The organism is Ralstonia nicotianae (assembly GCF_018243235.1).
Taxonomy (GTDB): domain Bacteria; phylum Pseudomonadota; class Gammaproteobacteria; order Burkholderiales; family Burkholderiaceae; genus Ralstonia; species Ralstonia nicotianae.
Map to the genome: position 1 here is coordinate 689,940 of NZ_CP046674.1, position 25,609 is coordinate 715,548.

Here is a 25,609-nt window from a genome sequence, read left to right on the forward strand (position 1 = left end):
CATGATTGCAATCCCGCTCTCCGACCTGCGCTGCACGCTCGGCGAAGGCATCGTCTGGGACGATGCCCTGGGTGTGCTGTGGTGGACCGACATCCAGGAATCGCTGCTGTGGCAGCACGACCCGGCCACCGGCCGCGAGCGCCAGTGGCCGATGCCGCAGCGCGTGGGCTCGTTCGCGCTGACGGCGACGCCGGGCGTGCTGATCGTCGGCCTGGCCAAGCAGGTCGCCCGCTTCGACGCGCGCACCGGCGCGCTGACGCCGCTGGTCGATGTGGAAGCCGGCAACCCGGCCACGCGCATCAACGACGGCCGCGCCGACCGGGCCGGCAACTACGTCTTCGGCACCCTGCACGAGGGCGGCCCGCAGGCGCTGGGCAGCTTCTACCGCTTCACGCCGCTGGGCGTGCTGCAGCGGCTGGCCCTGCCCGGCATCGCGATCGCCAACAGCATCGCCTTCAGCCCCGAGGGCACGACGATGTACTGGTGCGACACCCCCAGCCGCCGCATCCACGCCTGCGACTACGACGGCCAGACCGGCACGGTCGCCCGCGTGCGCGTCTTCGCCGATCTGCGCGACGCGGATGCCGGCACCGCCCACCGGGGTTCGCCCGATGGCTCGACCGTCGATGCCGACGGCTGCCTGTGGAACGCCGAGTGGGGCGGCAACCGTGTCACGCGCTATGCGCCGGACGGCCGCGTGCTGGCGCACCACCCGGTGCCCGCATCGCAGCCGACCTGCCCGGCGTTCGGCGGCGCGGCGCTCGATACGCTCTACCTGGCCAGCGCCCGCGACGGATTGTCGGCGCGACGGCTGGCCGAGGACGTGCTGGCCGGTGCCGTGTTCCGGCTCGCGGTCGGCGGCGTGCGCGGTTTGCCCGAGGCGCGGTTCGGCGATGCCTGTGTTCCGGCTTGACAATGGCGTGCTGCGCGCCGACGTGCTGCCCGGCGCGGGCGGCGGCCTGCTGCGCTTCGACGCCTGGCGCGACGGCGGGCCGGTGCCGGTGTTCCGCACCGGCCGCCTCGACGATGCGCTGCGCGAGCCCAACGCGCTGGCGTGCTATCCGCTGGTGCCCTGGTCGAACCGCATCGGCGGCGGCCGCTTCGCGTTCGATGGCCGTGTCGTCGAAGTCCCGCGCACTCGCGATGACGAACCGTATCCCCTGCACGGACACGGCTGGCGCATGCCCTGGCAGCCGGTGGCCCACGACGGACACCGGATCGAACTGGCCGCGCGGGTCGGGCACGGGCAGCCGTTTCGCTATCGCGCGCGGTTGCGCTACGTGCTGGCGGCCGACACGCTGAGGATGACGCTGATCGTGCGCAACGAAGGCGAGCCGCTGCCGTTCGGGCTGGGCGTGCATCCCTTTTTCCCGCGCACGGCCGACGTGCGGCTGCTCGCGCCCGCGACCGGGATGTGGGACGCCGCCGCCGACCATCTGCCGACCGCGCTGCGGATGCCGCCGCCCTGCGCCGCATTCGGCGCGTCGCGGACACTCGCGGCCGATGCCGGGATCGACCACGGCTTCGAAGGCTGGAGCGGCCGCGCCGAGATCGTCTGGCCGGGCCGCCGGCTGTCGGTGGCGATCGTCGCCGCGACGTCGCGCTACGTGCTGTACACCCCGCCCGGGTCGGATGTCTTCTGCTTCGAACCGGTCGACCACGCCATCAACGCGCACAACCTGCCGGGCCGGCCGCAGGACCACGGCCTGACCGTGCTGGCCACCGGCCAGAGCCTGCGGCGCGACTATTGCTTCACCGTCACCCCTTTCCGGACCGACACATGACGGCGCCTCCGACATCCTTCCCGCCGCGCCTGGCCGGCAAGGTCGCGCTGGTGACCGGCGCCACGCAGGGCATCGGCGCCGCCACCGCGCGGCTGTTCGCGCGGCACGGCGCGCGCGTGATCGTCAATGCGCTGGTGCGCGACGCCGCCGCCGAGACCTTCGCCGCGTCCATCGGCCACGACGGCAACGTGCTGCTGGTGCAGGCCGACGTGCGCTATCGCGACCAGGTCGATGCCATGGTCGCGGCGGGCGTCGCGCGCTTCGGCGGCATCGACGTGCTGGTCAACAATGCCGGCATCAATGTCTTCTCCGATCCGCTCGCGCTGTCCGAGGCGGATTGGGCGCGCTGCCTGTCGGTCGACCTGGAAGGCGCATGGCATTGCGCGCGCGCCGTGCTGCCGCACATGCTGGCGCGCGGCGCCGGCAGCATCGTCAACATCGCTTCGGTGCACGGGCATAAGATCATCCCGGGGGCGTTTCCGTATCCGGTGGCCAAGCATGGCCTGATCGGGCTCACGCGGGCGCTGGGCATCGAGTACGCGGCGCGCGGCATCCGTGTCAATTCGATCTCGCCGGGGCTGATCCTCACGCCGATCGCCGAGGCCGGCTTTGCCGCCGCGCCCGACCCCGAGGCCGAACGCCGCCGCCAGGCCGACCTGCTGCCGTGCAAGCGCATCGGCGAGCCGGAGGAGGTGGCCTACACCGCGCTGTTCCTCGCCTCCGACGAGGCGCGCTTCATCAACGCCGCCGACATCCTGATCGATGGCGCTCGCTCGCAGCTGTATCACGAATGACGATGACCTGGACTGCCCATCTTCCGCTGATCGCCATCCTGCGCGGCATCCGCCCCGACGAGGTGCTGGCGCACGCGCAGGCGCTCGTCGGTGCCGGTTTCGACGCCATCGAGATCCCGCTCAACTCGCCCGGCTGGGCCGACAGCGTGCGGCTGGCCGCGCGCGCATTCGGCGACCGCGCCCTGATCGGCGCCGGCACCGTGCTGCAGCCGGCCGACGTCGACCAGCTGGCCGCGGCCGGCGGCCGGCTGGTCGTGACGCCCAACACCCATGCGCCGGTGATCCGCGCCGCCGTTCACCAGGGCCTCGTGACGTGCATCGGCTGCATGACCGCCACCGAGGCCTTCGCCGCGCTCGACGCCGGGGCGCAGGCGCTCAAGCTCTTCCCGGCCGGCCAGCTCGGCCCGGCCTACGTGCGCGCGCTCAAGGCCGTGCTGCCGCCGGAGGTGCCGCTGTTCGCGGTCGGCGGCATCACGCCGGCCAATCTTGCCGAGTATCTGAGCGCCGGCTGCATCGGCGCCGGCCTCGGCAGCGATCTGTACCGCCCGGGCCAGGCCGCCGACGAGACGGCCGAGCGCGCCCGGCGGTTCGTCCAGGCTTACCGCACCGTCCAATCCGACCGCACCATCCACCCATGAAGATCACCCGACTGACCACCTACCGCCTGCCGCCGCGCTGGATGTTCCTGAAGATCGAGACCGACGAGGGCGTCGCCGGCTGGGGCGAGCCCGTCATCGAAGGCCGCGCGCGTACGGTGGAAGCGGCGGTGCACGAACTGGCCGACTACCTCGTCGGCCAGGACCCGCGCCGCATCAACGACCTGTGGCAGACGCTGTACCGCGGCGGCTTCTATCGGGGCGGGCCGATCCTGATGAGCGCCATCGCCGGCATCGACCAGGCGTTGTGGGACATCAAGGGCAAGGTGCTGGGCGTGCCGGTGTACGAGCTGCTCGGCGGCCTGGTGCGCGACCGCATGCGCACCTACAGCTGGGTCGGCGGCGACCGCCCCGCCGACGTGATCGCCGGCATGAAGGCGCTGCAGGCCGGCGGCTTCGACCATTTCAAGCTCAACGGCTGTGAGGAGATGGGCATCATCGACAGCGCGCGCGCCGTGGATGCCGCGGTGGCGCGCGTGGCGGAGATCCGCGCGGCTTTCGGCAACACGGTCGAGTTCGGGCTGGATTTCCACGGCCGCGTGTCGGCGCCGATGGCCAAGGTGCTGATCCGGGCGCTGGAGCCGTACCACCCGCTGTTCATCGAGGAACCCGTGCTGGCCGAACAGGCCGAGAGCTATGCCCGCCTGGCCGCGCAGACCCACCTGCCGATCGCGGCCGGCGAGCGCATGTTCTCGCGCTTCGAGTTCAAGCGGGTGCTGGAGGCGGGTGGCCTGGCGATCCTGCAGCCGGACCTGTCGCACGCCGGTGGCATCACCGAATGCCTGAAGATCGCCGGCATGGCCGAGGCCTACGATGTGGCGCTGGCGCCGCACTGCCCGCTCGGGCCGATCGCGCTGGCGGCCTGCCTGCACATCGACTTCGTCAGCTGGAACGCCACGCTGCAGGAGCAGAGCATGGGCATCCACTACAACCAGGGCGCCGAACTGCTCGACTATGTGCGCAACAAGGCCGATTTCGCGCTGGAAGGCGGCTACATCCGGCCGCCGCGCCTGCCCGGACTGGGCGTGGACATCGACGAGGCGCTGGTCATCGAGCGCAGCCGCAGCGCGCCGGACTGGCGCAACCCGGTCTGGCGGCACGCGGACGGGTCCGTGGCGGAGTGGTGAGCCTCGCGGGCGGCGGGGGTGCAGCGGTTTGCCGCAAACGTCAAAGCTGCCCCGGCCGGGTGATCTCTGTCTGGTAAAATCGCGCTTTTCCCGCCTTCCAGCCGCAGGTTCGCATGTCCGCTCCCGCCCTCCATTCGATCACCTCACTGCCCACCCAGCAGATGGCCAATGCCATCCGCGTGCTTGCGATGGACGCCGTCCAGCAAGCCAACTCGGGCCACCCCGGCATGCCGATGGGCATGGCGGACATCGCCGTGGCGCTGTGGAGCCGCCACCTGCGCCACAACCCGGCGAACCCGCACTGGCCCGACCGCGACCGCTTCGTGCTGTCCAACGGCCACGGTTCGATGTTGCTGTACGCGCTGCTGCACCTGACCGGCTACGACCTGCCGATGTCGGAACTGAAGAACTTCCGCCAGCTGCACAGCAAGACCGCCGGCCACCCCGAATACGGCATCACGCCGGGCGTGGAAACCACCACCGGCCCGCTGGGGCAGGGCCTCACCAACGCGGTCGGCATGGCGCTGGCCGAGCGCCTGCTGGGCCAGGAATTCAACCGTCCCGGCTTCGACATCGTCAACCACCACACCTACGTCTTCCTGGGTGACGGCTGCCTGATGGAAGGCATCAGCCACGAAGCCTGCTCGCTGGCCGGCACGCTCGGTCTGAACAAGCTGATCGCGCTGTGGGACGACAACGGCATCTCGATCGACGGCGACGTCGTCCACTGGTTCAACGACGACACGCCCAAGCGCTTCGAAGCCTATGGCTGGAATGTGATCCGCGCCGTCGACGGCCACAATGTCGCCGCCGTGGAAGCCGCCATCGCGCAGGCCAAGACGTCCGACAAGCCGACCCTGATCTGCTGCCGCACCGTGATCGGCAAGGGCGCGCCCACCAAGGAGGGCGGCCACGACGTGCATGGCGCGCCGCTGGGCGGTGCCGAGATCGCCGCCGCGCGCGAGGCGCTGGCCTGGCCGCATGCGCCGTTCGACGTGCCGCAGGCCGTGTACGACGCGTGGGATGCGCGCGGCCAGGGTCAGGCGCTCGAAAAGGCCTGGAACGCACTGTTCGATGCCTATGCCGAGCGCTATCCGGCCGAAGCCGGGCAGTTCCAGCGCCGCATGCGCGGCCAGTTGCCGGAAGCCTTCGAGCAGGCCGCCGCCGAATTCATCGAGAAGTGCGAGCTGAAGGCCGAGACCATCGCCACCCGCAAGGCCAGCCAGAACACGCTGGAAGCCTACGGCCCGGTGCTGCCCGAGCTGCTGGGCGGCTCGGCCGACCTGACCGGCTCGAACCTGACCAACTGGAGCGGCAGCAAGGCCGTGCGCGTGGATGCCTGGGGCAACCACGTCAACTACGGCGTGCGCGAGTTCGGCATGAGCGCCATCATGAACGGCATCGCGCTGCACGGCGGCTACATCCCGTACGGCGGCACGTTCCTGACCTTCTCCGACTACAGCCGCAACGCGCTGCGCATGGCGGCGCTGATGAAGCTTCGCTCGCTGTTCGTCTTCACGCACGATTCCATCGGCCTGGGCGAAGACGGCCCGACGCACCAGTCGATCGAGCACGTCGCCAGCCTGCGCCTGATCCCGAACATGGACGTCTGGCGCACGGCCGACACCACTGAAACCGCCGTCGCCTGGGCCGCCGCCATCGCGCGCCAGAACGGCCCGAGCTGCCTGATCTTCAGCCGCCAGAACCTGCCGTTCCAGGCGCGCAACCCGGCCACCCGCGAAGCCATCGCCCGAGGCGGTTATGTGCTGCGCGATGCGGCCGAAGGCAAGCGCCCGGACGTGGTCATCATCGCCACTGGCTCGGAAGTGGGCCTGGCCGTCGGCGCCGCCGAGCACCTCGCCGCCGAGGGCATCCAGGCGCGCGTGGTGTCGGTGCCGTCGACCACCGTGTTCGACAAGCAGGACGCCGCCTACAAGGCCCGCGTGCTGCCGGCCGGCGTGCCGCGCATCGCCGTCGAGGCGGGCGTGACCGATTTCTGGTGGAAGTACCAGGTGCAGGCCGTCGTCGGCATCGACACGTTCGGCGAGTCGGCCCCGGCGGGCGTGCTGTTCAAGCACTTCGGCTTCACCGTCGAGAACGTGGTGAACACAGCCAAGAGCGTCATCGCTCCGGCTGTCTGACAAGTTACCGCGCGGCACCCTTGAGGTGCCGCGTTGCCATCGTCGATTTCATTTTGCTATCAGGAGACTGATCATGACCATCAAGATCGGCATCAACGGCTTCGGCCGCATCGGGCGCATGGTGTTCCGCGCCGCCATCGCCAACTTCAAGGACATCGAAGTCGTTGCCATCAACGACCTGCTCGAGCCCGACTACCTGGCGTACATGCTGAAGTACGACTCGGTGCACGGCCGCTTCGACGGCGAAGTGTCGGTCGACGGCAATACGCTGGTCGTCAACGGCAAGAAGATCCGCCTGACCGCGGTCAAGGATCCGGCCGAACTGAAGTGGGGCGAGGTCGGCGCCGACGTGGTGGTCGAGTCGACCGGCATCTTCCTGACCAAGGAAGGCGCGCAGAAGCACATCGATGCGGGCGCCAAGAAGGTGATCATGTCGGCGCCGTCCAAGGACGACACGCCGATGTTCGTCTACGGCGTGAACCACGGCACCTACAAGGGCGAAGCGATCATCTCCAACGCCAGCTGCACCACCAACTGCCTGGCCCCGGTGGCCAAGGTGCTGAACGACAAGTGGGGCATCAAGCGCGGCCTGATGACCACCGTGCACGCCGCCACCGCCACGCAGAAGACCGTTGACGGCCCGTCCAACAAGGACTGGCGCGGCGGCCGCGGCATCCTGGAAAACATCATCCCGTCGTCGACCGGCGCCGCCAAGGCCGTGGGCGTGGTGATCCCGCAGCTGAACAAGAAGCTGACCGGCATGTCGTTCCGCGTGCCGACCTCGGACGTGTCCGTGGTGGACCTGACCGTCGAACTGGAAAAGGCGGCCAGCTACGACGAGATCTGCGCCGAAATGAAGGCCCAGAGCCAGGGCGCCCTGAAGGGCGTGCTGGGTTACACGGAAGACAAGGTCGTGGCCACGGATTTCCGCGGCGATGCACGCACCTCGATCTTCGACGCCGAAGCCGGCATCGCGCTGGACGGCACCTTCATCAAGGTCGTGAGCTGGTACGACAACGAGTGGGGCTACTCGAACAAGGTGCTGGAAATGACCCGCGTGGTGGCCAAGTAAGCCTGCGCTTTTGCGCAAAGGGAAAACGCGCCTGCGGGCGCGTTTTTTCATGCCGCGCAAGGTTGGACCATCGGGGCGCCGTGCAAGCAAAGTGATGCAGCGGTTTCTTCGCGCGGGCGGTGGGGCGGATCGATGTGATCCGGCCTGCCGCCCTTTGTTATGCACTGAAACGAAAACGTTTGCGTCTAAGCAAATTTCGCAGACGGGCTGCTGGAATTCGCTTTGAAAATCGTCCGGCAATCCGTACACTGGACAATTACTACATTTGTGACGCAGTCGCCGTATCCTGCTGCGTCTGGGCCGTTGCCTCGGCAACGTCTGCCTTTCCACCTTCTGTCTGAGCCAAAGCGTCCCATGGTCAACGTCGATACCAAGCTGTTGGTGATTTTTGTAGAGCTGCTCAGCAAGCGGAACGCCACCTACGTCGCGGAAAAGATGCACATGACGGCGCCCGCGGTATCGCACTCGCTGGGCCGCCTGCGGGAAATCTTCGACGATCCCCTCTTCATCCGCGTGCCGCACGGCCTGACGCCGACGCCTAAAGCGCTTGAGCTCGGTCCCAAGGTGCGCGAGATGCTCGACCTGTGGGCGGCGATCAACGAAGGCGATATCGCCACGTTCGATCCCCTGGAAGCCGCCGGCACCTTCAACATCAGCTTCGCCGGCACGCTGGGCGATGCCCTGTTCGACCGCTTCCTGCTGCGCGTCAAGCGCCTGGCGCCGGGTCTGCAGGTGCGCCTGACCGAGTCCTCCTCGTGGGAAGCCGACGTGGCGGCGATGCGTTCCAATGAGCTGGACCTGGCGTTCTCCCCGTTCCCGACGCGGCATCCGGAAATCGTGGAAGAGGTCGTGACCTCCTTCAACATGTGGGTCTGCGCGCGCAAGGACCATCCGGTCCTGAAGGATCACTGCTCGCTCGATCAGTACCTCGAATGCGAGCATATCTTCATCGCGCAGGGCAACCCCGGCACCCGCGCGGCGCCGTCGCTGATTCCGCTCGATTACGCGCTGCAGCAGCGCGGCCTGAAGCGCCACTCCACCATGACTGTGCATGCATGGCGGACCCAGGCCGAGGTGGCGGCGCAGACGGACATGATCTTCACGGTCAACTCGCTGATGAAGGATCTGGTGTGCGAGGCCTACAACCTCAGCGCCTTCCCGCTGCCGTCCGAACTGGAAACCGTGCTGGGCCTGAACATGCTGTGGCACCGCAGCCGCAACACGCACCCGATGCTGGTGTGGGCGCGCAACCTGTTCAAGCAGGTGGTGGCCGAATACACCGGCAAGGCCTCCATCGCGCCGATGCACCCGCCCATGCTGACCGACGATTCCGGCAAGAGCGGCAAGACCGGTAAGGGCGATGCAGAAAAGGAGGATGAGTCGCGGCTGTCCGTCTGATGCCAGCACCGCGCTCCTCCAACGAAAACGGCCGCAGTGGATGCGGCCGTTTTTTTTGATGAGGCGGCTGTTGCGTCAGCGCTTGGGCCGGTGCGGGCAGGGTTCCTTGGTGCAATTGCCGTACAGCGACAAGGCATGCTCCTGCAGCGCGAATCCGCGGGCGCGGGCGATGCTCTGCTGGCGCTGCTCGATCTCGCCGTCGAAGAATTCCTCCACGCGGCCGCAATCGAGGCAGACCAGGTGATCATGGTGCTTGCCTTCGTTGAGCTCGTAGATGGCCTTGCCGGACTCGAAATTGTTGCGTGACAGCAGGCCGGCCTGCTCGAACTGGGTCAGCACGCGGTAGACCGTTGCCAGCCCGATATCCATGTGCTCGGCGAGCAGGATGCGGTACACGTCTTCGGCGCTCATGTGACGCTCTTCGCTGGTCTGGAAGATTTCGAGAATCTTCAACCGCGGCACCGTGGCTTTCAGACCGATGTTCTTGAGGTCTGCAGGACTCGGCATGCGCCTGGCTCCCTAGAGTACAATGTTCAGATATTCCAATCATAAGGGTTTTGGCGGCAAAAGTCCTATCGACAGGCGCGCTTGACGCGCCAGTGTCGCCCGCCCGCTTCCGTACCGGGTTCTCCGGGACCGTTTGAAGGCCGATCGCTCATGACCTTTTTCTCTGCGCGCAGTCCTGTCCGTTCTGCCGACGTCGCTGCCCGCCGCACCAGCCTCCTGCTGGGCGCCGTGCTCGCTGCGTCGGCGCTGCTGGCCGGGTGTTCGACCTACGACAACTCCACGCGCAAGATCGCCAATGCCATCACGCCGTATCGCATCGATATCGTGCAGGGCAACTTCGTCTCGCGCGAGCAGGCTTCGCAGCTCAAGGAAGGCATGACGCGCGACCAGGTGCGCTACGTGCTCGGCTCGCCGCTCCTGACCGACATGTTCCACGGTAACCGCTGGGATTACGTCTTCTCGTTCAAGCGCGGCAACACCAACGTCGTGCAGGAGCGCAAGCTGACGGTCTGGTTCGAGGCGGATCGCCTCGCCAAGTGGGCGGGTGCCGATGACCTTCCGTCCGAGGTCGAGCTGATTGCCGAGATCGACGGCATCAAGCGGCCGAAGAAGGCCGCGGCGGAAGCGGCAGCGGCAGCGGGCGCCGCGCCGGCGACACGCGCTCCATCGATTCCGTCCGCCGAGATGAGCGACCGCGTGCAGTCGAGCGCCGGCGCCAAGAATGCCGTGGATGTCACGCTGCCGGAGCGCCGCACCGGCGGTGGCGGCACCGACACCAGCGTGCCGCCGCCGGCGACGACCTCGCCCTGAGCAGCGCGGCCTGCGGGCAGCATGACCACCAGCGAGCGGCGGACCGGTTCCGCCGCTCGTCCGTTGTACCGACCGTTTTTTCTTTTCTCGTTCCGATCCACATGAAAATCGCGATTGCAGGGGCCTCGGGCCGCATGGGCCAGATGTTGATCGACACCGTTCTGCGCACGCCCGGCGTGACGCTGGCTGCCGCGCTGGACCGCGCGGGCAGCGATGCCGTGGGCCAGGATGCCGGCGCCAGGCTGGGCAAGGCCACGGGCGTGATCGTGACCGATGACCTGCGCGCCGGCCTGTCCCAGGCCGATGTGCTGATCGACTTCACCCGTCCGGAGGCGACGCTGGCGCACCTGGAGATCGCGCGCGAACTCGGTGTCGGCGTGGTCATCGGCACCACCGGCTTCACCGCCGAGCAGAAAGCGAGCTTCAAGGACTATGGCGCCACCATCGGCGTGGTGTGGGCGCCGAACATGAGCGTGGGTGTGAACGCCACCTTCAAGCTGATCGAAGTGGCCGCCAAGATCCTGGCGCAGGGCTATGACGTCGAGATCGTCGAGGCCCACCACAAGCACAAGATCGACGCGCCGTCCGGCACCGCGCTGAAGATGGGCGAGATCGTGGCCGAGGCGCAGGGCACGACGCTGGCCGAGCGCGCGGTTTACGCGCGCGAGGGTGAGACCGGCCCGCGCATGAACGGCTCCATCGGCTTTGCCACCGTGCGCGGCGGCGATATTGTCGGCGACCACACCGTGCTGTTCGTCGGCGAGGGCGAGCGCATCGAGATCACGCACCGCTCCAATTCCCGCCAGTCGTACGCCGAGGGCGCGGTACGCGCCGCCTGCTTCCTGGCGGGCAAGAAAGGGCTGTTCGACATGAACGACGTGCTCGGCCTGTAAGCCGGGCGAGCGCGCCGGCCGGGCGGTCCGTCGCCTGTCCGCGCGGTGCGCCATGCTCCGGTCCGGGGGCATGGCGACGGTATAATCGGGCCTTTTCCGTCATCGTCATTCAATCCCGGCTGCGCGCACTGGCGTCGCGGCCGCCATCGCCCCGGGGTCTCCGGCGCGCTACGTCATCATGCAAGACAAATATTCCCCGTCCGAGGTCGAACAGCAGGCGCAGCAACACTGGCAGGCACAGGATGCCTACCGCGTGACCGAACACGCGCGCGCCGCCGACGGCTCGAACAAGCCTAAGTTCTACGCCTGTTCGATGCTGCCGTACCCGTCGGGCAAGCTGCACATGGGCCACGTGCGCAACTACACCATCAACGACGTGATGACGCGTCAGCTGCGCATGAAGGGGTACAACGTGCTGATGCCGATGGGCTGGGACGCCTTCGGCATGCCGGCCGAGAACGCCGCGCTGAACAACGGCGTGGCGCCGGCCGCCTGGACCTACGACAACATCGCTTACATGAAGAAGCAGATGCAGTCGATGGGCCTGGCGATCGACTGGTCGCGCGAGGTGGCGACCTGCAGTCCCGACTACTACAAGTGGAACCAGTGGCTGTTCCTGAAGATGCTCGAGAAGGGCATCGCCTACCGCAAGACCGGCACCGTCAACTGGGACCCGATCGACCAGACCGTGCTCGCCAACGAGCAGGTGATCGACGGGCGCGGCTGGCGCTCGGGCGCGGTGGTGGAAAAGCGCGAGATCCCGATGTACTACCTGCGCATCACCGACTATGCGCAGGAGTTGCTGTCCGACCTGGACCCGCTGGGCTGGCCCGAGCGCGTCAAGCTGATGCAGCAGAACTGGATCGGCAAGAGCGAGGGTGTGCGCTTCGCCTTCCCGCACGGCATTCCCGGCGATGACGGCAAGGTGATCGGCGACGGCAAGCTGTACGTCTTCACCACGCGCGCCGACACCATCATGGGCGTGACCTTCTGCGCCGTGGCCGCCGAGCACCCGATCGCCGCGCATGCCGCGCAGGGCAATCCCGTGCTTGCCGCGTTCATCGACGAATGCAAGCATGGCAGCGTGATGGAAGCCGACATGGCGACCATGGAAAAGAAGGGCATGCCGACCGGCCTGACCGTCACGCATCCGCTCACCGGCGAGGCCGTGCCCGTGTGGGTCGGCAACTACGTGCTGATGACCTACGGCGACGGCGCCGTGATGGGCGTGCCCGCGCACGACGAGCGCGACTTCGCCTTCGCCAACAAGTACGGCTTGGCCATCAAGCAGGTCATCGACGTGAAGGGCCAGCCGTTCGGCACCGAAGCCTGGCAGGAGTGGTATGCCGACAAGGAGCACGGCGTGCTGGTCCACAGCGGCAAGTACGACGGTCTGGACTATCGGCAGGCCGTGGACGCCGTCGCCGCCGACCTGGCCGCCCAGGGCCTGGGTGAGAAGAAAACCACCTGGCGCCTGCGCGACTGGGGTATCTCGCGCCAGCGCTACTGGGGCACGCCGATCCCGCTGATCCATTGCGACAGCTGCGGCGTGGTGCCGGTGCCGGAACAGGACCTGCCGGTGCGTCTGCCCGAAGACCTGGTGCCAGACGGCAGCGGCAACCCGCTCGCCAAGGACGCGCGCTTCCTGGAGTGCACGTGCCCGTCGTGCGGCAAGCCTGCGCGCCGCGAGACCGACACGATGGATACCTTCATCGATTCGTGCTGGTACTACATGCGCTATACGTGCCCGGACGGCGCCACCATGGTCGACGGCCGCAACGATTACTGGATGCCGATGGACCAGTACATCGGCGGCATCGAGCACGCGATCCTGCACCTGCTGTACGCGCGCTTCTGGACCAAGGTCATGCGTGATCTGGGCCTGGTCAAGTTCGACGAGCCGTTCACCAAGCTGCTGACGCAGGGCATGGTGCTCAACGAGACGTATTACCGCGAAGACGCGGCCGGCAAGAAGCAGTGGATCAACCCGGCCGACGTGGATGTACAGACCGACGACCGCGGCCGCCCGATCGGCGCGACGCTCAAGGCCGACGGCCAGCCGGTGGTGATCGGCGGCGTTGAGAAGATGTCGAAGTCGAAGAACAACGGCATCGATCCGCAGGCCCTGATCGACCAGTACGGTGCCGACACCGCGCGCCTGTTCACGATGTTTGCCGCGCCGCCCGAGCAGCAGCTGGAGTGGAGCGATGCCGGCGTGGAGGGCGCCTCGCGCTTCCTGCGCCGGGCGTGGAATTTTGGCGTGGCGCATGCGGAGTCCATCCGTGCCGGCCACGGCAACGGCGTGGTCAACGGCGCAACGGATGCCGATCGCGCGCTGCGCCGCGAGCTGCACACCGTGCTCAAGCAGGCCAACTACGATTACGAGCGCCTGCAGTACAACACCGTCGTCTCGGCGGCGATGAAGATGCTCAACGCGCTGGAAGGCGCCAAGGACGCCGGCGCGGATGCGCGCCGTGAGGGCCTGGGCATCCTGCTGCGCGTGCTGTATCCGGTGGTGCCGCACATCACGCATGTGCTGTGGCAGGAGCTCGGTTACGCGGGTGCCTACGGCGGTCTGCTCGACGCGCCCTGGCCGCAGGTCGACGAGGGCGCCCTGGTGCAGAGTGAGATCGAGCTCGTGCTGCAGGTCAACGGCAAGGTGCGCGGCAGCATCGTGGTGCCGGCCGATGCCGACCGCGCCGCCATCGAGGCGATCGCGGCCAAGGATGAGGCCGTGCATCGCTTTGCCGAGGGCAAGCCGCCCAAGAAGATCATCGTGGTGCCGGGCCGCCTGGTCAACGTGGTGGCCTGAGCGCCGCCCATCCGCATCGAACGCAAGGAACGCATGGTTATGCCGTCTCGTCGCCGTTTCGTTCTCGCCCTGGCCGCTGCGCTGCCGGCGGCGGGCCTGCTGTCCGCTTGCGGCTTTCACCTGCGCGGCAACAACGATTTCGCCTTCAAGCGGCTATACATCAACCTGCCGCAGAACTCGCAGATGCGCGCGCAGTTGCGCCGGCTGATCGACAACGGCTCGGACACGGTGGTCGTCTCCGACAAGCAGGATGCCGATGCCTTCCTGGACGTGCTCAGCGAGAACCGCGTCAAGACGATTTCGTCGCTGACGCCGCAAGGCGTGGTGCGCGAGTACCGCATCACCTACCGCTTCAGCTTCCAGCTGCGCGACGCGCACGACAACCTGCTGATCCCGCCGTCGGAGATCACCCTGTTCCGCGACCTGTCGTACAACGAGACGCAGGTGCTGGCGAAGGACTACGAAGAGGCTGCGCTCTACCGCGACATGCAGGGCGACATCGTCAACCAGCTGGTGCGGCGGCTTGCCTCCGTCAGGCTGCCGTCGTAAGCCACTCGGGACGGTGCGATCGCCATGCAACTGCGGCTCGATGCGCTGGAAGGCCACCTGAAGCAGGCCGGGTCCAAGGGCCTGGCGCCGCTGTACGTGGTGCACGGCGACGAGCACCTGCTCGTGCTGGAGGCCGTCGATGCGCTGCGCCAGGCGGCGCGCGCGCAGGGCTTCTCCGAGCGCGAGGTGATGACGGTCGAGCGCGGCTTTTCGTGGTCGCGCGTGACGGAGGCGCAGCAGTCGATGTCGCTGTTCGGCGACCGCAAGATCGTTGAGCTGCGGATTCCTTCCGGCAAGCCCGGCAAGGACGGCGGCGAGGCGCTGCGCGCGCTGGCGGCGGGCACGCCATCGGGGCCGGCTGCCGACACCGTCACGCTGATCACGTTGCCGCGGCTGGACTTTGCCACCGCCAAGTCGGCGTGGTTCGCGGCGCTGGAGGGCGCGGGCGTGTCGATCAAGGTCGATTCGGTGGACCGCGCCAAGCTGCCCGGCTGGATCGGCGAGCGCCTGGCCCGCCAGCAGCAGCGCGTGGAAGCGGGCGAGTCCGGCCGCCGCGCGCTGCAGTTCATCGCCGACCGCGTGGAAGGCAACTTGCTGGCCGCGCACCAGGAAATCCAGAAGCTCGGCCTGCTGCATCCGCCCGGCGTGCTGTCCTTCGATGCCGTGCACGACGCGGTGCTCAACGTGGCGCGCTACGACGTCTTCAAGCTGTCCGAGGCGATGCTGTCGGGCGACGTGCCGCGCCTGGTGCGCATGCTCGAAGGCCTGCGCGGCGAGGGCGAGGCCACCGTGCTGGTGCTGTGGACGCTGACCGAGGAAATTCGCGTATTATCGAAAATCGCCTCGGGCGCGGCCCAGGGCAAGCCGATGGCCTCGATGCTGCGCGAGCTGCGGGTCTGGGGCCCACGCGAGCGGCTGGTGCCGCAGGCGGTGCAGCGGCTGTCGCAGCCAGAGCTGGAGGCGGCGCTGCAGATGGCGGCCAGGCTGGACCGGCAGGTCAAGGGCCTGCGCGAGCCGTCGCTGCCCGCCGAGCCATGGGACGGCCTGCTGCAGCTGGCCATGCGCATCGCGCGGCCGCACAGCCTGCCGGTTCCCGTGTAGCCGCCCGCATTCACCGGCCGCGAGGCCCCGATTTGTCCTCACCCTGAATTGCCGGCGTCCCGCCGGTCGCGATCATCATGAAGCAGTTCGACGTCAACGAATACATGGCGCTGGTCGGCCGCCAGGCACGTGTCGCCTCGCGCGGCATGGCTCGCGCCGGCACCGCGCAGAAGAACCGTGCGCTGCTGCATCTTGCCGCCGCCATCCGCCGCGACGCGGCCCGCCTGAAGGACGTCAACGCGCGCGACGTCGAGCGTGCCCGCGCCAATGGCCAGGATGCCGCTTTCATCGATCGCCTGACGCTGACCGACCGCGCCATCGAGACCATGGCGGCCGGCCTCGAGCAGATCGCCGCGCTGCCGGACCCGATCGGCGAGATCAGCAACGTCAAGTTCCGCCCGACCGGCATCCAGGTCGGCCAGATGCGTGTGCCGCTGGGCGTGATCGGCATCATCTACGAGTCGCGCCCGAACGTGACGGTCGATGCGGCGGCGCTGTGCATCAAATCGGGCAACGCCACCATCCTGCGCGGCGGCTCGGAGGCGATCGAATCCAACGGCGCGCTGGCGGCGCTGATCGAGGAAGGGCTGGCGGACGCCGGCCTGCCCGCCACTGCGGTGCAGGTGGTGGCGACCCCCGATCGCGCGGCGGTCGGCAAGCTGATCACCATGACGGAATACGTCGACGTGATCGTGCCGCGCGGCGGCAAGAGCCTGATCGCGCGGCTGATGGAAGAAGCGCGCGTGCCGATGATCAAGCACCTCGACGGCATCTGCCACGTCTATATCGACGTGGACGCCGACATCGACAAGGCCGTGCGCATCTGCGACAACGCCAAGACGCAGCGCTACGCGCCCTGCAACACGATGGAAACGCTGCTGGTGGCGCGCGAGGTCGCCGCGCGTGCGCTGACGCCGCTGGCCAGGATCTACCAGGACAAGGGCGTCGAGCTGCGCGTCTGTCCGGACACGCGCGCCACGCTCGAGGCCGCCGGCTTCAGCGGGCTCAAGGACGCCACCGAGGCCGACTGGCATACCGAATACCTGGCGCCGATCCTGTCGATCCGCACCGTCGACGGCGTGGACGCCGCCATCGAGCACATCAACACCTACGGTTCGGCGCACACCGATTCGATCGTCACCGAGAACTACTCGACCGGCATGCGTTTCCTGCGCGAAGTCGATTCGGCCAGCGTGATGATCAACGCCTCCACGCGCTTTGCCGATGGCTTCGAGTACGGCCTGGGCGCGGAAATCGGCATCTCCAACGACAAGCTGCACGCACGCGGGCCGGTCGGGCTGGAGGGGCTGACGTCACTCAAGTACGTGGTGTTCGGGCACGGCGAGATCCGCACCTGATACCGTCGCGCACGCTGCGCGGGCAGCGTGCGCCATGTCCACAACGCTTTCTCCTCACAAGGATCGCCGCATGCTCTGGGTCAAGGCCTTTCACATCGTCTTCGTTGCGTCGTGGTTCGCCGGCCTGTTCTATCTGCCGCGCATCTTCGTCAACCTGGCGATGGAAACCCAGCCCGCGGCCGTCACGCGCCTGCTGCTGATGGCGCGCAAGCTGTTCCGCTTCACGACCCTGCTGGCGATCGTCGCGATCGTGCTGGGGCTGTGGCTGTTCCTCGGCTACCGCATCGGCCTGGTCCCGCCGAACGGCTGGATGCATGCCAAGCTGGCGCTGGTGCTGGTGGCCATCGGCTACCACCATGGCTGCGGCGTGCTGCTGCGCAAATTCGAGGCGGGCGCCAACAAGCGCTCGCACACGTTCTACCGCTGGTTCAACGAACTGCCGGTGCTGCTGTTGCTGGCGATCACGATCCTGGTCGTGGTCAAGCCGTTCTGATCTTCTGTTTCTGTTTGTCCGATGCCGATCGCTTACTTCGCACCGTGCCCCCGGGGGCTGGAACAGGCGCTGGCCGATGAGCTGGCCGAAATCGCCATCCGCCCCGAGGTGGACGAGCTGGCCGCGTTCGAGGTCGGCCGTACCGTGCCGGGCGGCGTGCACTTCTTCGGCGCGCAGGGCGCGGCCTACGCCGTCAACCTGCACAGCCGCATTGCCAGCAGGGTGCTGATGCGCCTCGGCGCGCGCGGCTACCGCTCGGAAGATGACATCTACAGCCTGACCGCCGCCCAGCGCTGGGAAGACCATTTCTCGCCCGACGAGACCATCCGGGTGGACGTGACGGCGCACAAGTCACCGCTGCAGAGCCTGAATTTCGTTGCGCTGCGCGTGAAGGACGGCATCTGCGACCGCTTCCGCCAGCGTGCCGGCGCGCGTCCCAGCGTGGACACCGTCTCGCCCGACGTGCGCATCTACGCCTACCTGAGCGAGACCGACTGCACGCTCTATCTCGACACCACCGGCGAGCCGCTGTTCAAGCGCGGCTGGCGCCAGGAGAAGGGCGAGGCGCCGCTCAAGGAGAACCTGGCTGCCGGCATCCTGCGCCTGACCGGCTGGACGGGTGCCCAGGGCCAACCGTTCTACGACCCGATGTGCGGCAGCGGCACCTTCCTGGTGGAAGCCGCGCAGCGCGCGCTGGGCGTTGCGCCGGGCGGCCAGCGCGCCTTCGCTTGCGAATGGATGCGCGACCACGACGCCAAGCGCTTCAAGCGCCTGCGCGAAGCCGCGGCCGATGCCGCCGGCGCGGCCATGCGCCATCGCCCACCGCTGATCGCGGGGGCCGACATCTCCACCGACATGCTGGCCTATGCGGCCGCCAACTGGCGCCGCGCGGGGCTGCCGGGCGAGCCGGTGCTCAAGCAGGTCGATGCGCGCTTCGGCAAGCCGCCGTTCGAGGCGCCGGGCGTGCTGCTGATGAATCCGCCGTATGGTGAGCGGATCGTGGTGCGCGGTGCGCACGGCTCGCGCCGCCGCGGTCCGGAAGGCGAGACCGGGGATCAGGACGGCACCGTCTTCGAGCGGGCCAGCCGGGCGATGGGGGCCGGGCGTGATGACCCGCGCCGTCCGTCGCGCGAGCTGCGCCAGCCGGAGCCCGCGCCGGTCATCGATCCGCGCGAGGAAGCCGCGGCCAACGAGTTCGCGCAGGCTTTCGCCGGTACGCTTAAGCGCGAGTTTGCCGGCTGGCAGGCGTTCGTCTTCACCGGCGACCTGTCGATGCCGCGCCGGATGCGGCTCAAGGAGTCGCAGCGCACGCCGCTGTACAACGGCAACATCGAATGCCGGCTGTTCCGGTTCGAGATGGTCAAGGGCGGTATGCGCGACCGTCCGGCGGGCGAGTCCGCCCCGTCGCCCGACAGCGGCAGCGCCGACGCATCCTGAGCGCCGGCGCCGCGGGGTGGCCGGTCAGGCGGCCTGCTGCTGCTCCTGGAAGTGCTCCATCCAGGCGGCGAGCTGGGCGGGGGTGAGCTGGGACTGGTTGTCGACCAGGCGCAGCTTGATGGTGGCGCCATCGCGCTCGGCGGTGACCGACCAGCCCTTGCCGTCCAGCCAGAGCAGGAAGGCCAGCCATTCGGCATGCGCCGTCGAGACGCGGTGCGTCGACGATGCCTCCAGGAATTCCGTCAGCGTCGCCAGATCCACGACCGCCGCCGCGCTTGCGTCGGCCGGCGAGACCTTGCCGTGCAGCACCTCCGCCAGGACTTCCAGCGCCTGCGCGGGCGGTTTGGCGTCGAAGCGCGTCGACAGATCCTGGTACGCCTGCCGGACGGCGTTGCTGAACTCGCCGGTACGCAGGCTTTCCTCGCCGACCAGTTCGGTGTAGTCCTTCAGTGTCCAGTCGGGCTGTTCCAGCGCGTGCAGGCCGACCGCCGCGGCGGCCCGCAGGTAGTCGTTGACTGCGCTGAACGACGACAGCCCCGACACCGCTAGGTACAGCGTCTGCAGCGCACCGATGCGATGGGTTAGCGTCTGGCTCTGCCGCACCGTCATCTTCTCGCGAAGCAGGGCGTCGCGCTCGCGGCGCAGGTCGGCGAACTCGAGCGCCTGCTTGAGTTCGACCCGCAGGGCGGTGATGTCCCACGGCTTCTTGATGTAGCGGTGGATCTGCCCCTGGTTGACCGCCTCCACCGTGTCCTCGATTTCCGAGTAGGCGGTGGTCAGGATACGCACCATGTGCGGATAGCGCTCGCGCGCGTAGCGCAGCAGCTCGTTGCCGAGTTCGCCGGGCATGCGCTGGTCCGACACCAGCACGCCCAGCGTGGCGGCGTGCTCGTCGAGCATGCGCTTGCCTTCTTCGACCGAGGTGGCGGTGAGGACCGGTGCCAGTGAACCGATGGCACGGCCGAAATAGGTCAGCGCCAATGTCTCGTCGTCCACATACAGGATCTTGGGCTCATTGTCCCCGGGGTTGGTCATCCATCACTCCTCTTAGCAAAAACGCGGATCAGGTACGGCGTGGTGCCTGGTATCGCTCGGTTCATGGGAACGTCAGGGTCACGCGCGTGCCTGCGCTCGGGGCGGAATCGATGGCGATCCCGCCTCCGAACGACTGCATGATCCGCGTACAGAAAATCATGCCCATGCCATTGCCGCCTTCTTCGGCGCGCGTGGTCACGGGGTCGATGGTCAGCCGCGCCAGGATGTCGGGCGCGATGCCGGGGCCGTTGTCTTCGATGCGGATCGTATGGCCGGCACCGGGCGTGCCGTTGAGCGCCGCCGCGCCCGCGGCGACGATCTCCAGCCGTGGCGCCTCGGTATGCCGCAGCGCGTGCAGCGCGTTGCTGGTCAGCGACGACAGCACCAGCATCACGCAGTTGGGCAGCGTCAGGATCGGGAAGTCCCGCTCGATCCGGTAGGACACCCAATCGCGCTGCACCGCGGTGAACGGATAGGTGTCGAGCAGCGAGCGGATGAGGCCGGCTGCGCTGCTGGGTGCCGATGCCGACGCCGCTTCCGACTTGCCGTGCGCGTGCCGCACCGAATTCAGGAAGGTCGACAGCACCGACAGGCAGTAGCGCGCGTTGTCCTGCACGCGGTCGGCGGCGCGGCCGATGCCGGGCAGCGTGTCCGGGGCCGGCTCGGTCTGGTCGACGCGCATGCGGATGCCGCGCGCGAAGTTGGCGATGGCGGCCAGCGGGGTGTTCAGTTCGTGGGCGAGAAACGCCAGCGTCTCGTCGATGGCCATCAAGCGCTGCGTGCGCAGCAGGCGGTCCTGGCGCAGTGCCAGCGCCTCCTGCAGCGAGCGCCGCACGTCCTCCGGCTGGTAGGGCTTCTCCAGGATCTTGAAGACCCGCCCGGTGTTGACGGCCTGGATCAGCAGATCCTTGTCGGCGTACGCGGTGACGAGGATGGCGGCGATGTCGCTGTATTCCGCGTCGATGAAGCGCAGCAGCTCGGTGCCGTCGCCGCCGGGCATGCGGAAGTCGGTCAGCACCACGCCGATGCGGTCGTGCGCGTCGCGCAGTACCGCCTTGGCTTCTTCCACGCTGTTGGCCGTCAGCACGTTGTAGCTGGCCGAGACCATGCGCGTGAACCACTTGCAGGCCTGCTGCTCGTCGTCCACATACAGGATGGTCGGGCCGGTGTCGGGCGTGGCGTCCATGCTCGCTCCTATTCCGCGCGCGGCAGATCGAAGGTGAAGCGTGCCCATTCGCCTTCCAGGCTGGCCACCGAGAGTGTCCCGCCGTGGTGCTGGATCACGCTGTAGCTGATCGACAGGCCCAGTCCCAGGCCCTTGCCGACTTCGCGCGTGGTGAAGAACGGCTCGAACACGCGCGACAGGTTCTTCTCCGCGATGCCGGGCCCGTTGTCCTTGACGACCACGTACAGCCGGCCGTTGTGCCACTCCGCCGAGATGTCGATGCACGGGTGCTCGCGCTGCGCCTTGTGCATCGCCAGCGCGGCATTGGACAGCAGGTTGATCAGCACGCCGATGATGGCGGCTTCGTCGCCGCGCACCAGCGTGTCGGGCGGCAACTGGCGGTTTACTTCCACGCCGCGCAGCTCGTGGCTGGTCAGGCGGATGGCCGAATCGATGGCCTTTTCCGCCAGGAAGGGCGTGTCGGCCACGCCCTTCTCGGGGCTGCGGTAGGCGAAGGTCTTCAGGTCGGAGACGATGTGCTGGACGCGCTGCATGCCTTCCTTGGCGTCGGCCAGGCATTCGAGCAGCATCGGGCTGGCCTTGGCGGTGCTGTCTTCCTGCGCCACCGCGATCGCCATCAGGCAGAAGTTGACGGGGTTGTTGATCTCGTGCAGCAGGCCGGCCGACAGGGTGCCGATGGCGACCATCTTCTCCTGCTGCAGCAATTGCCCCTTGATCTCGGTGAGGCTGTGGTTGATGGCTTCCAGCTGCTCGTTCTTTTCGGCCAGTTCCTCTTTCAGCTGGAAGAGCTGGAATCGGCCCAGTTCGTTGAAGTAGGTGTAGACCGCGCTGGCCACGACCGAAAACAGGATGAACAGCGAGTGCACGATGAACGTGCCGCGCGATTGGATGCCGCCGGCGTGCATCACGCAGGCGATGACCCAGATGATGTACGTGAAGGCCCCGAACAGCACCGTCTGCAGGAACCCCAGCGGCATGACGATGCCGACCGCGAAGATCGCCAGGTTGAGCCCCGCGTAATACAGCGATTCGGCGCCATCGGTGTACCAGATCATCCAGACGATCATGAGCTGCGGCAGCACGAGCCACAGCAGCGTCAGCGCCTGCACGCGCGGCCGGCCCCATCGCGTGGGGAGGCCGAGCATCACGGTCAGCATCATCAGCGAGACGAGGAACCGCGCGACGCCGAACAGCACCTGATGCTGTGGATACAGGCCGTAGTCGAGCCCCACGCCGAGCATCACTAGCACGACGCCCGTGACGGCTCCGCTGCGGCTGAAGGCCAGCCGCAGATCGGACAGCTCCTGGTGATAGCCCTGGTAGTTGGCGGCGATCATGGTGCGTGCGCTCTCAGGCGATGGCTGCCACGTCGGCGTGGGCGAACACGTTGACACCGGTATCGTCGGTGAAGACGCGGACCTGCTCCGAGCCCGGCGGCAGCAGGGTCGTCATGCGCTCTTCGTCCCGGTAGACCAGATACCACTCCAGCAGGTGCTCCATGCCCAGCTTCTCCGGGTTGTTGCTGTGCACGTTGGTCGCGAGCACGGTGCCGCCCTGGCGTGTGCTGGCGGCGAAGTAGGCCAGCAACCGGCTGCACACCTTGTCGGACAGATAGTCGAACAGGCCGGCGCAGTACACCGCATCGAATTCGCCCGCCTCGGGCGTGCCCGGCGCCACACGCCGCTTGAGCAACTGGTGGACGGATTCGTGCACGAACTCGATGTCCACCTGTTTCTTGGCCGCGTGCTGTACGCCATCCATCTCCTTGCGCGTGTATTCGAGGGTTTCCTCGCTGAAGTCGACGAGCCGGAACGCGAGCCGGTCCGGCTCGGGGTGTTCGCGGATGAAGCGCTGGATTTCCGCGGCCGGGCCGCATCCGACGTTCAGCACCTTGAACCGGCGCCCGGCCGCCTGCGCACGGGCCGCAAGCTCGCCGAGATAGTTGACCAGGATATCGATGCGGTTGCGGTGCGCGCGCGCCACCGCGGCGCTCAGGAAGGTGGCGTTGACGATCTGGAAGTAGGTGCTCGGCCCTTCGCGGGGATCGGAGAGGATCTGGTTGACCATCTCGTAATCGCCGGCGTATCCGAGCGGCTTGGTGTAGGTGCGATAGACGAAGGGCGCGCGCAGCAGCAGCGGGTGCAACGCCGTCTGGGCGAATGTCCGGTGGGACGGCGCGAGCTCCGGCTCCACCTTGGCAGCCTCCGATTCGAGCCAGTCGAGGTAGTGCTTGATCTTGTACATGATCGGCTCGGCCAGCTCCTGGAACACGTCCATGCGCAATTTGCCGTGGCCGTCCTTGGGCAGCGATTCGGACAGGTCAACCTGTTCCACCCAGCGCGACACTTCGGCCAGGAACGCCCGCATTTCATTGACGACGATCTGGTAGTTGTGCCGGATGCGGAAGCGCTCTTCCCAGTCCTGGACGAACGCCCGGGCTTCGTCGCCGACCAGTTTGGGGCTGTCCTGGACATCGGCCAGCCCGCGCCATTCTTCCGTCAGGGTGACGGACACCACGGCGGTGAGGCCGGTGTTGACCAGGCTGACCACCACCGCCTTGCCGATGTAGGCCTGGCGCGTGCCCATCTTGATGGCCAGGTCGGAGAGGACCTCGCTGACCTGCACGATGGAATAGGGGTTGTAGACCTCCATCACCAGGGCGCGCCGCTGCAGCGTGATGATGGTGCCGCGAACCTGCTGACCCTGGGAGTTGCGGAAGCTGACTGCCGGATCGATTTGGTTGGGAGAGTACACGGTGCGAATTTGCCGGAGACTTCAGGAGAAACGTCCATCCAGCGGGAAGCTCACTCCACTACCATGCACCCGGAACCGCACTGCGGTCCCGGTCTGGCGGCCTGCTGCCCGTCGGGCAGGGGATGCCGCTGCATCAGTCGTAAAAGCGTGTCCGGCGTTAGCCGGCCGCGCGCGGCGCGCGACGGCCTGGGCGCCTCGCGCCCGAACCCGCTTCGAGATGATTGGAGGAGAGGCCCGGTCGGAGCCACGGCAGACGGCGTCCACCGTTACCGGACCGACAGCGTGGTCAAGGGCGTCGCGTGACCGCAAACAGACTGGAGCGATGCACTCCCCTGATATCCATGGCGCACGCCTATTCCGCGCGCGCCCCGCTGTCGCAACCCAAATCGTCTCTCAAGGAGAATCCCGCACAGTAACAACCCCGGGGCGCCGTATCTTGCCGATGCCCTCGTTCGCCACGATGCCGCAGGCATCATGGCCATCATTCGTCCCATGCTCTGACGTCATGGTCATCGGATGACGCAATCGATTGTACTTGCCGAACAGGGTCCACACAACGTGGAGCAACGCGCTGCAAAAGGAATCGGCGGGCCGCATCAGCGCGGTTTGCGGCCGGTCAGCGCGTCCGGATCCTGCCGGTAGTTGGCAAGAAATTGGGTGTAGCTGTAGATCTGCGCCGGCAGCAGATGCGACGGCATGTCGAACAATGCGTAGTAGTACGGTTCGCGCCCCTGGCAGACCTCGGCGGGCAGGCAGTACTGCTCCCATTCGACGCAGGCGTGGGTGTACATGCCGTCTCCCGGCCAGAAGAACGGGACGATCTGTTTTTCGCGCAGGCCCTTGAGCAGCGCCTCGGGGGCATCGTAGGCCTCGGCATCCTCCAGGTGCGTGAGCATGCTCGCGCCGGTCTCGATCACCATCAGGGTGGCGCGGCCGTCGGCGGTCAGCATCAGCACGCCGGCCGGGTGCGGGTACAGGTAGTACTCGATGAAGCGATAGCGCGCGGCCAGCTCCCGCACGAGCTTGGTGACCGCCGGATCGGAGAGGAAGCTGAACGAATGGCGCGACAGCAGTTCGCGCAGCGTGCTCGACAGGTTGCTGAAGTAGCGCATCTGCAGCGCTTCGATCTCCGTGCTCAGGCGCTCGGCCATGGCCGGATGATCCTTCTTGATGTAGCGGTCGATCAGGCCGTCGTTGAAGCCCTGCACGGCGATGTTCTCGTCGGCCATGCCGGTCAGCAGGATCGTCATGCAGGGCAGGTCCTTGAGCTTGGCGCAGAACTCGAGGCCATTCATGCGCGGCATGCTGTAGTCCACCACGATCACGGACGGCTGCAGGAAACGGTTGACCTCGTGGATCTGGCGGTAGACGCGGTCGACGTCGAGCTGGATGGTGCGGCGCTCGGTGGAGAAGGTCAGGTCGTCATGGGTGACGCGCACCGGCAGGAAGCCGGGCATGCGTAGCGAGTGCCACTGGCGCAGCCATGCCAGCGCCTCTTCCGGATCGTTGAAGGCCAGCATCGCGCGGGACGGGTCCATCTGGAACCCGAGGCTTTCGACAAAGGACTGGCTGTCGTCGACCACCACGGTGAGGGTCGGGTGGAAATAGACCGGCAGGGCGTTGTCCTGTTGCATACGTCGGAGGAAATCGGAGAAGGCGGGCGGCAGTGCCGGGCCTGGCTGGCCGGCGTTGCCCAATTGCA

The 25,609-nt window shown here is 67.5% G+C and carries 22 protein-coding genes; 16 read left to right on the forward strand and 6 right to left on the reverse strand.

Annotation, left to right across the window (positions count from 1 at the left end; translation table 11 throughout):
* Window position 1 precedes the first annotated feature (1 nt).
* From GO999_RS03175 to GO999_RS03210, 8 genes are all read left to right on the forward strand, one after another.
* Window positions 2-913, forward strand: a complete 912-nt coding sequence (locus GO999_RS03175) for an SMP-30/gluconolactonase/LRE family protein (RefSeq protein WP_211906531.1) — start codon at window positions 2-4, stop codon at window positions 911-913.
* Window positions 894-1,784 carry an aldose 1-epimerase gene (locus GO999_RS03180; RefSeq protein WP_020425209.1) on the forward strand — a complete coding sequence of 297 codons (891 nt, stop codon included), beginning with the start codon at window positions 894-896 and terminating at the stop codon, window positions 1,782-1,784. Before GO999_RS03175 ends, GO999_RS03180 begins: the two co-directional genes overlap by 20 nt.
* Window positions 1,781-2,578 carry an SDR family oxidoreductase gene (locus tag GO999_RS03185; protein WP_016726038.1) on the forward strand — a complete coding sequence of 266 codons (798 nt, stop codon included), beginning with the start codon at window positions 1,781-1,783 and terminating at the stop codon, window positions 2,576-2,578. The genes GO999_RS03180 and GO999_RS03185 overlap by 4 nt, the downstream gene beginning before the upstream one ends.
* Entirely contained in the window at window positions 2,575-3,216 is a 642-nt protein-coding gene (locus GO999_RS03190; RefSeq protein ID WP_021154747.1) for a 2-dehydro-3-deoxy-6-phosphogalactonate aldolase, read from the forward strand. Before GO999_RS03185 ends, GO999_RS03190 begins: the two co-directional genes overlap by 4 nt.
* A complete protein-coding gene (gene dgoD, locus GO999_RS03195) occupies window positions 3,213-4,361 on the forward strand; it encodes a galactonate dehydratase (RefSeq protein ID WP_019718252.1) in 1,149 nt (382 codons plus the stop codon). Before GO999_RS03190 ends, dgoD begins: the two co-directional genes overlap by 4 nt.
* 113 nt (window positions 4,362-4,474) lie before the next feature.
* Window positions 4,475-6,502 (forward strand): transketolase, encoded by a 2,028-nt coding sequence (gene tkt, locus GO999_RS03200; RefSeq protein ID WP_165591164.1) that lies wholly within the window; start codon window positions 4,475-4,477, stop codon window positions 6,500-6,502.
* A gap of 73 nt (window positions 6,503-6,575) precedes the next feature.
* Complete coding sequence (gene gap / locus GO999_RS03205; protein ID WP_211906532.1) at window positions 6,576-7,574, forward strand: type I glyceraldehyde-3-phosphate dehydrogenase; 999 nt, start codon at window positions 6,576-6,578, stop codon at window positions 7,572-7,574.
* A gap of 354 nt (window positions 7,575-7,928) precedes the next feature.
* A complete protein-coding gene (locus GO999_RS03210) occupies window positions 7,929-8,972 on the forward strand; it encodes a LysR family transcriptional regulator (RefSeq protein ID WP_028853630.1) in 1,044 nt (347 codons plus the stop codon).
* A 75-nt stretch (window positions 8,973-9,047) separates the two neighbouring features.
* On the opposite strand, the gene fur is transcribed toward GO999_RS03210, so the two are convergent.
* Entirely contained in the window at window positions 9,048-9,479 is a 432-nt protein-coding gene (fur, locus tag GO999_RS03215; RefSeq protein ID WP_011002654.1) for a ferric iron uptake transcriptional regulator, read from the reverse strand.
* A gap of 150 nt (window positions 9,480-9,629) precedes the next feature.
* On the opposite strand from fur, the gene GO999_RS03220 reads away from it, so the two are divergent.
* The 8 genes from GO999_RS03220 (at window position 9,630) to GO999_RS03255 (ending at window position 18,932) form a co-directional block, all read left to right on the forward strand.
* The gene (locus tag GO999_RS03220; protein WP_011002653.1) at window positions 9,630-10,289 is read left to right on the forward strand and encodes an outer membrane protein assembly factor BamE; all 660 of its coding nucleotides are present in this window, start codon (window positions 9,630-9,632) and stop codon (window positions 10,287-10,289) included.
* A gap of 101 nt (window positions 10,290-10,390) precedes the next feature.
* A complete protein-coding gene (gene dapB, locus GO999_RS03225) occupies window positions 10,391-11,182 on the forward strand; it encodes a 4-hydroxy-tetrahydrodipicolinate reductase (RefSeq protein WP_028860975.1) in 792 nt (263 codons plus the stop codon).
* A 178-nt stretch (window positions 11,183-11,360) separates the two neighbouring features.
* A complete protein-coding gene (gene leuS / locus GO999_RS03230) occupies window positions 11,361-13,994 on the forward strand; it encodes a leucine--tRNA ligase (RefSeq protein WP_211906533.1) in 2,634 nt (877 codons plus the stop codon).
* A gap of 39 nt (window positions 13,995-14,033) precedes the next feature.
* Window positions 14,034-14,543 carry an LPS-assembly lipoprotein LptE gene (locus tag GO999_RS03235; protein ID WP_011002650.1) on the forward strand — a complete coding sequence of 170 codons (510 nt, stop codon included), beginning with the start codon at window positions 14,034-14,036 and terminating at the stop codon, window positions 14,541-14,543.
* 24 nt (window positions 14,544-14,567) lie between these two features.
* Complete coding sequence (holA, locus tag GO999_RS03240) at window positions 14,568-15,644, forward strand: DNA polymerase III subunit delta (RefSeq protein ID WP_011002649.1); 1,077 nt, start codon at window positions 14,568-14,570, stop codon at window positions 15,642-15,644.
* A gap of 77 nt (window positions 15,645-15,721) precedes the next feature.
* The gene (locus GO999_RS03245) at window positions 15,722-17,002 is read left to right on the forward strand and encodes a glutamate-5-semialdehyde dehydrogenase (RefSeq protein WP_019718256.1); all 1,281 of its coding nucleotides are present in this window, start codon (window positions 15,722-15,724) and stop codon (window positions 17,000-17,002) included.
* Window positions 17,003-17,072: 70 nt separating this feature from the next.
* On the forward strand, window positions 17,073-17,495 hold the full coding sequence (locus GO999_RS03250) for a CopD family protein (RefSeq protein WP_011002647.1): 423 nt from the start codon (window positions 17,073-17,075) through the stop codon (window positions 17,493-17,495).
* A 21-nt stretch (window positions 17,496-17,516) separates the two neighbouring features.
* Complete coding sequence (locus GO999_RS03255; RefSeq protein ID WP_019718257.1) at window positions 17,517-18,932, forward strand: THUMP domain-containing class I SAM-dependent RNA methyltransferase; 1,416 nt, start codon at window positions 17,517-17,519, stop codon at window positions 18,930-18,932.
* A 24-nt stretch (window positions 18,933-18,956) separates the two neighbouring features.
* Here GO999_RS03255 and GO999_RS03260 read toward each other — a convergent pair whose 3' ends face one another.
* From GO999_RS03260 to GO999_RS03280, 5 genes are all read right to left on the reverse strand, one after another.
* On the reverse strand, window positions 18,957-19,967 hold the full coding sequence (locus tag GO999_RS03260; RefSeq protein ID WP_019718258.1) for a response regulator: 1,011 nt from the start codon (window positions 19,965-19,967) through the stop codon (window positions 18,957-18,959).
* A 61-nt stretch (window positions 19,968-20,028) separates the two neighbouring features.
* Window positions 20,029-21,153, reverse strand: coding sequence for a two-component system hybrid sensor histidine kinase/response regulator PhcR (phcR, locus tag GO999_RS03265; RefSeq protein WP_011002644.1), 1,125 nt, complete (start codon window positions 21,151-21,153; stop codon window positions 20,029-20,031).
* An 8-nt stretch (window positions 21,154-21,161) separates the two neighbouring features.
* Window positions 21,162-22,490, reverse strand: a complete 1,329-nt coding sequence (phcS, locus tag GO999_RS03270) for a two-component system sensor histidine kinase PhcS (protein WP_011002643.1) — start codon at window positions 22,488-22,490, stop codon at window positions 21,162-21,164.
* A 13-nt stretch (window positions 22,491-22,503) separates the two neighbouring features.
* Window positions 22,504-23,907: a class I SAM-dependent methyltransferase PhcB gene (gene phcB / locus GO999_RS03275; RefSeq protein WP_211906534.1), complete on the reverse strand. Its 1,404-nt coding sequence runs from the start codon at window positions 23,905-23,907 to the stop codon at window positions 22,504-22,506.
* Window positions 23,908-24,503: 596 nt separating this feature from the next.
* Window positions 24,504-25,541, reverse strand: a complete 1,038-nt coding sequence (locus GO999_RS03280) for a response regulator (RefSeq protein ID WP_011002641.1) — start codon at window positions 25,539-25,541, stop codon at window positions 24,504-24,506.
* Window positions 25,542-25,609: the final 68 nt, after the last annotated feature.

Coding starts and splice junctions, on each gene's coding strand:
- GO999_RS03175 (WP_211906531.1), top strand. CDS start 2: ATGATTGCAATCCCGCTCTCCGACCTGCGCTGCACGCTCGGCGAAGGC.
- GO999_RS03180 (WP_020425209.1), top strand. CDS start 894: ATGCCTGTGTTCCGGCTTGACAATGGCGTGCTGCGCGCCGACGTGCTG.
- GO999_RS03185 (WP_016726038.1), top strand. CDS start 1,781: ATGACGGCGCCTCCGACATCCTTCCCGCCGCGCCTGGCCGGCAAGGTC.
- GO999_RS03190 (WP_021154747.1), top strand. CDS start 2,575: ATGACGATGACCTGGACTGCCCATCTTCCGCTGATCGCCATCCTGCGC.
- dgoD (WP_019718252.1), top strand. CDS start 3,213: ATGAAGATCACCCGACTGACCACCTACCGCCTGCCGCCGCGCTGGATG.
- tkt (WP_165591164.1), top strand. CDS start 4,475: ATGTCCGCTCCCGCCCTCCATTCGATCACCTCACTGCCCACCCAGCAG.
- gap (WP_211906532.1), top strand. CDS start 6,576: ATGACCATCAAGATCGGCATCAACGGCTTCGGCCGCATCGGGCGCATG.
- GO999_RS03210 (WP_028853630.1), top strand. CDS start 7,929: ATGGTCAACGTCGATACCAAGCTGTTGGTGATTTTTGTAGAGCTGCTC.
- fur (WP_011002654.1), bottom strand. CDS start 9,479: ATGCCGAGTCCTGCAGACCTCAAGAACATCGGTCTGAAAGCCACGGTG.
- GO999_RS03220 (WP_011002653.1), top strand. CDS start 9,630: ATGACCTTTTTCTCTGCGCGCAGTCCTGTCCGTTCTGCCGACGTCGCT.
- dapB (WP_028860975.1), top strand. CDS start 10,391: ATGAAAATCGCGATTGCAGGGGCCTCGGGCCGCATGGGCCAGATGTTG.
- leuS (WP_211906533.1), top strand. CDS start 11,361: ATGCAAGACAAATATTCCCCGTCCGAGGTCGAACAGCAGGCGCAGCAA.
- GO999_RS03235 (WP_011002650.1), top strand. CDS start 14,034: ATGCCGTCTCGTCGCCGTTTCGTTCTCGCCCTGGCCGCTGCGCTGCCG.
- holA (WP_011002649.1), top strand. CDS start 14,568: ATGCAACTGCGGCTCGATGCGCTGGAAGGCCACCTGAAGCAGGCCGGG.
- GO999_RS03245 (WP_019718256.1), top strand. CDS start 15,722: ATGAAGCAGTTCGACGTCAACGAATACATGGCGCTGGTCGGCCGCCAG.
- GO999_RS03250 (WP_011002647.1), top strand. CDS start 17,073: ATGCTCTGGGTCAAGGCCTTTCACATCGTCTTCGTTGCGTCGTGGTTC.
- GO999_RS03255 (WP_019718257.1), top strand. CDS start 17,517: ATGCCGATCGCTTACTTCGCACCGTGCCCCCGGGGGCTGGAACAGGCG.
- GO999_RS03260 (WP_019718258.1), bottom strand. CDS start 19,967: ATGACCAACCCCGGGGACAATGAGCCCAAGATCCTGTATGTGGACGAC.
- phcR (WP_011002644.1), bottom strand. CDS start 21,153: ATGGACGCCACGCCCGACACCGGCCCGACCATCCTGTATGTGGACGAC.
- phcS (WP_011002643.1), bottom strand. CDS start 22,490: ATGATCGCCGCCAACTACCAGGGCTATCACCAGGAGCTGTCCGATCTG.
- GO999_RS03280 (WP_011002641.1), bottom strand. CDS start 25,541: ATGCAACAGGACAACGCCCTGCCGGTCTATTTCCACCCGACCCTCACC.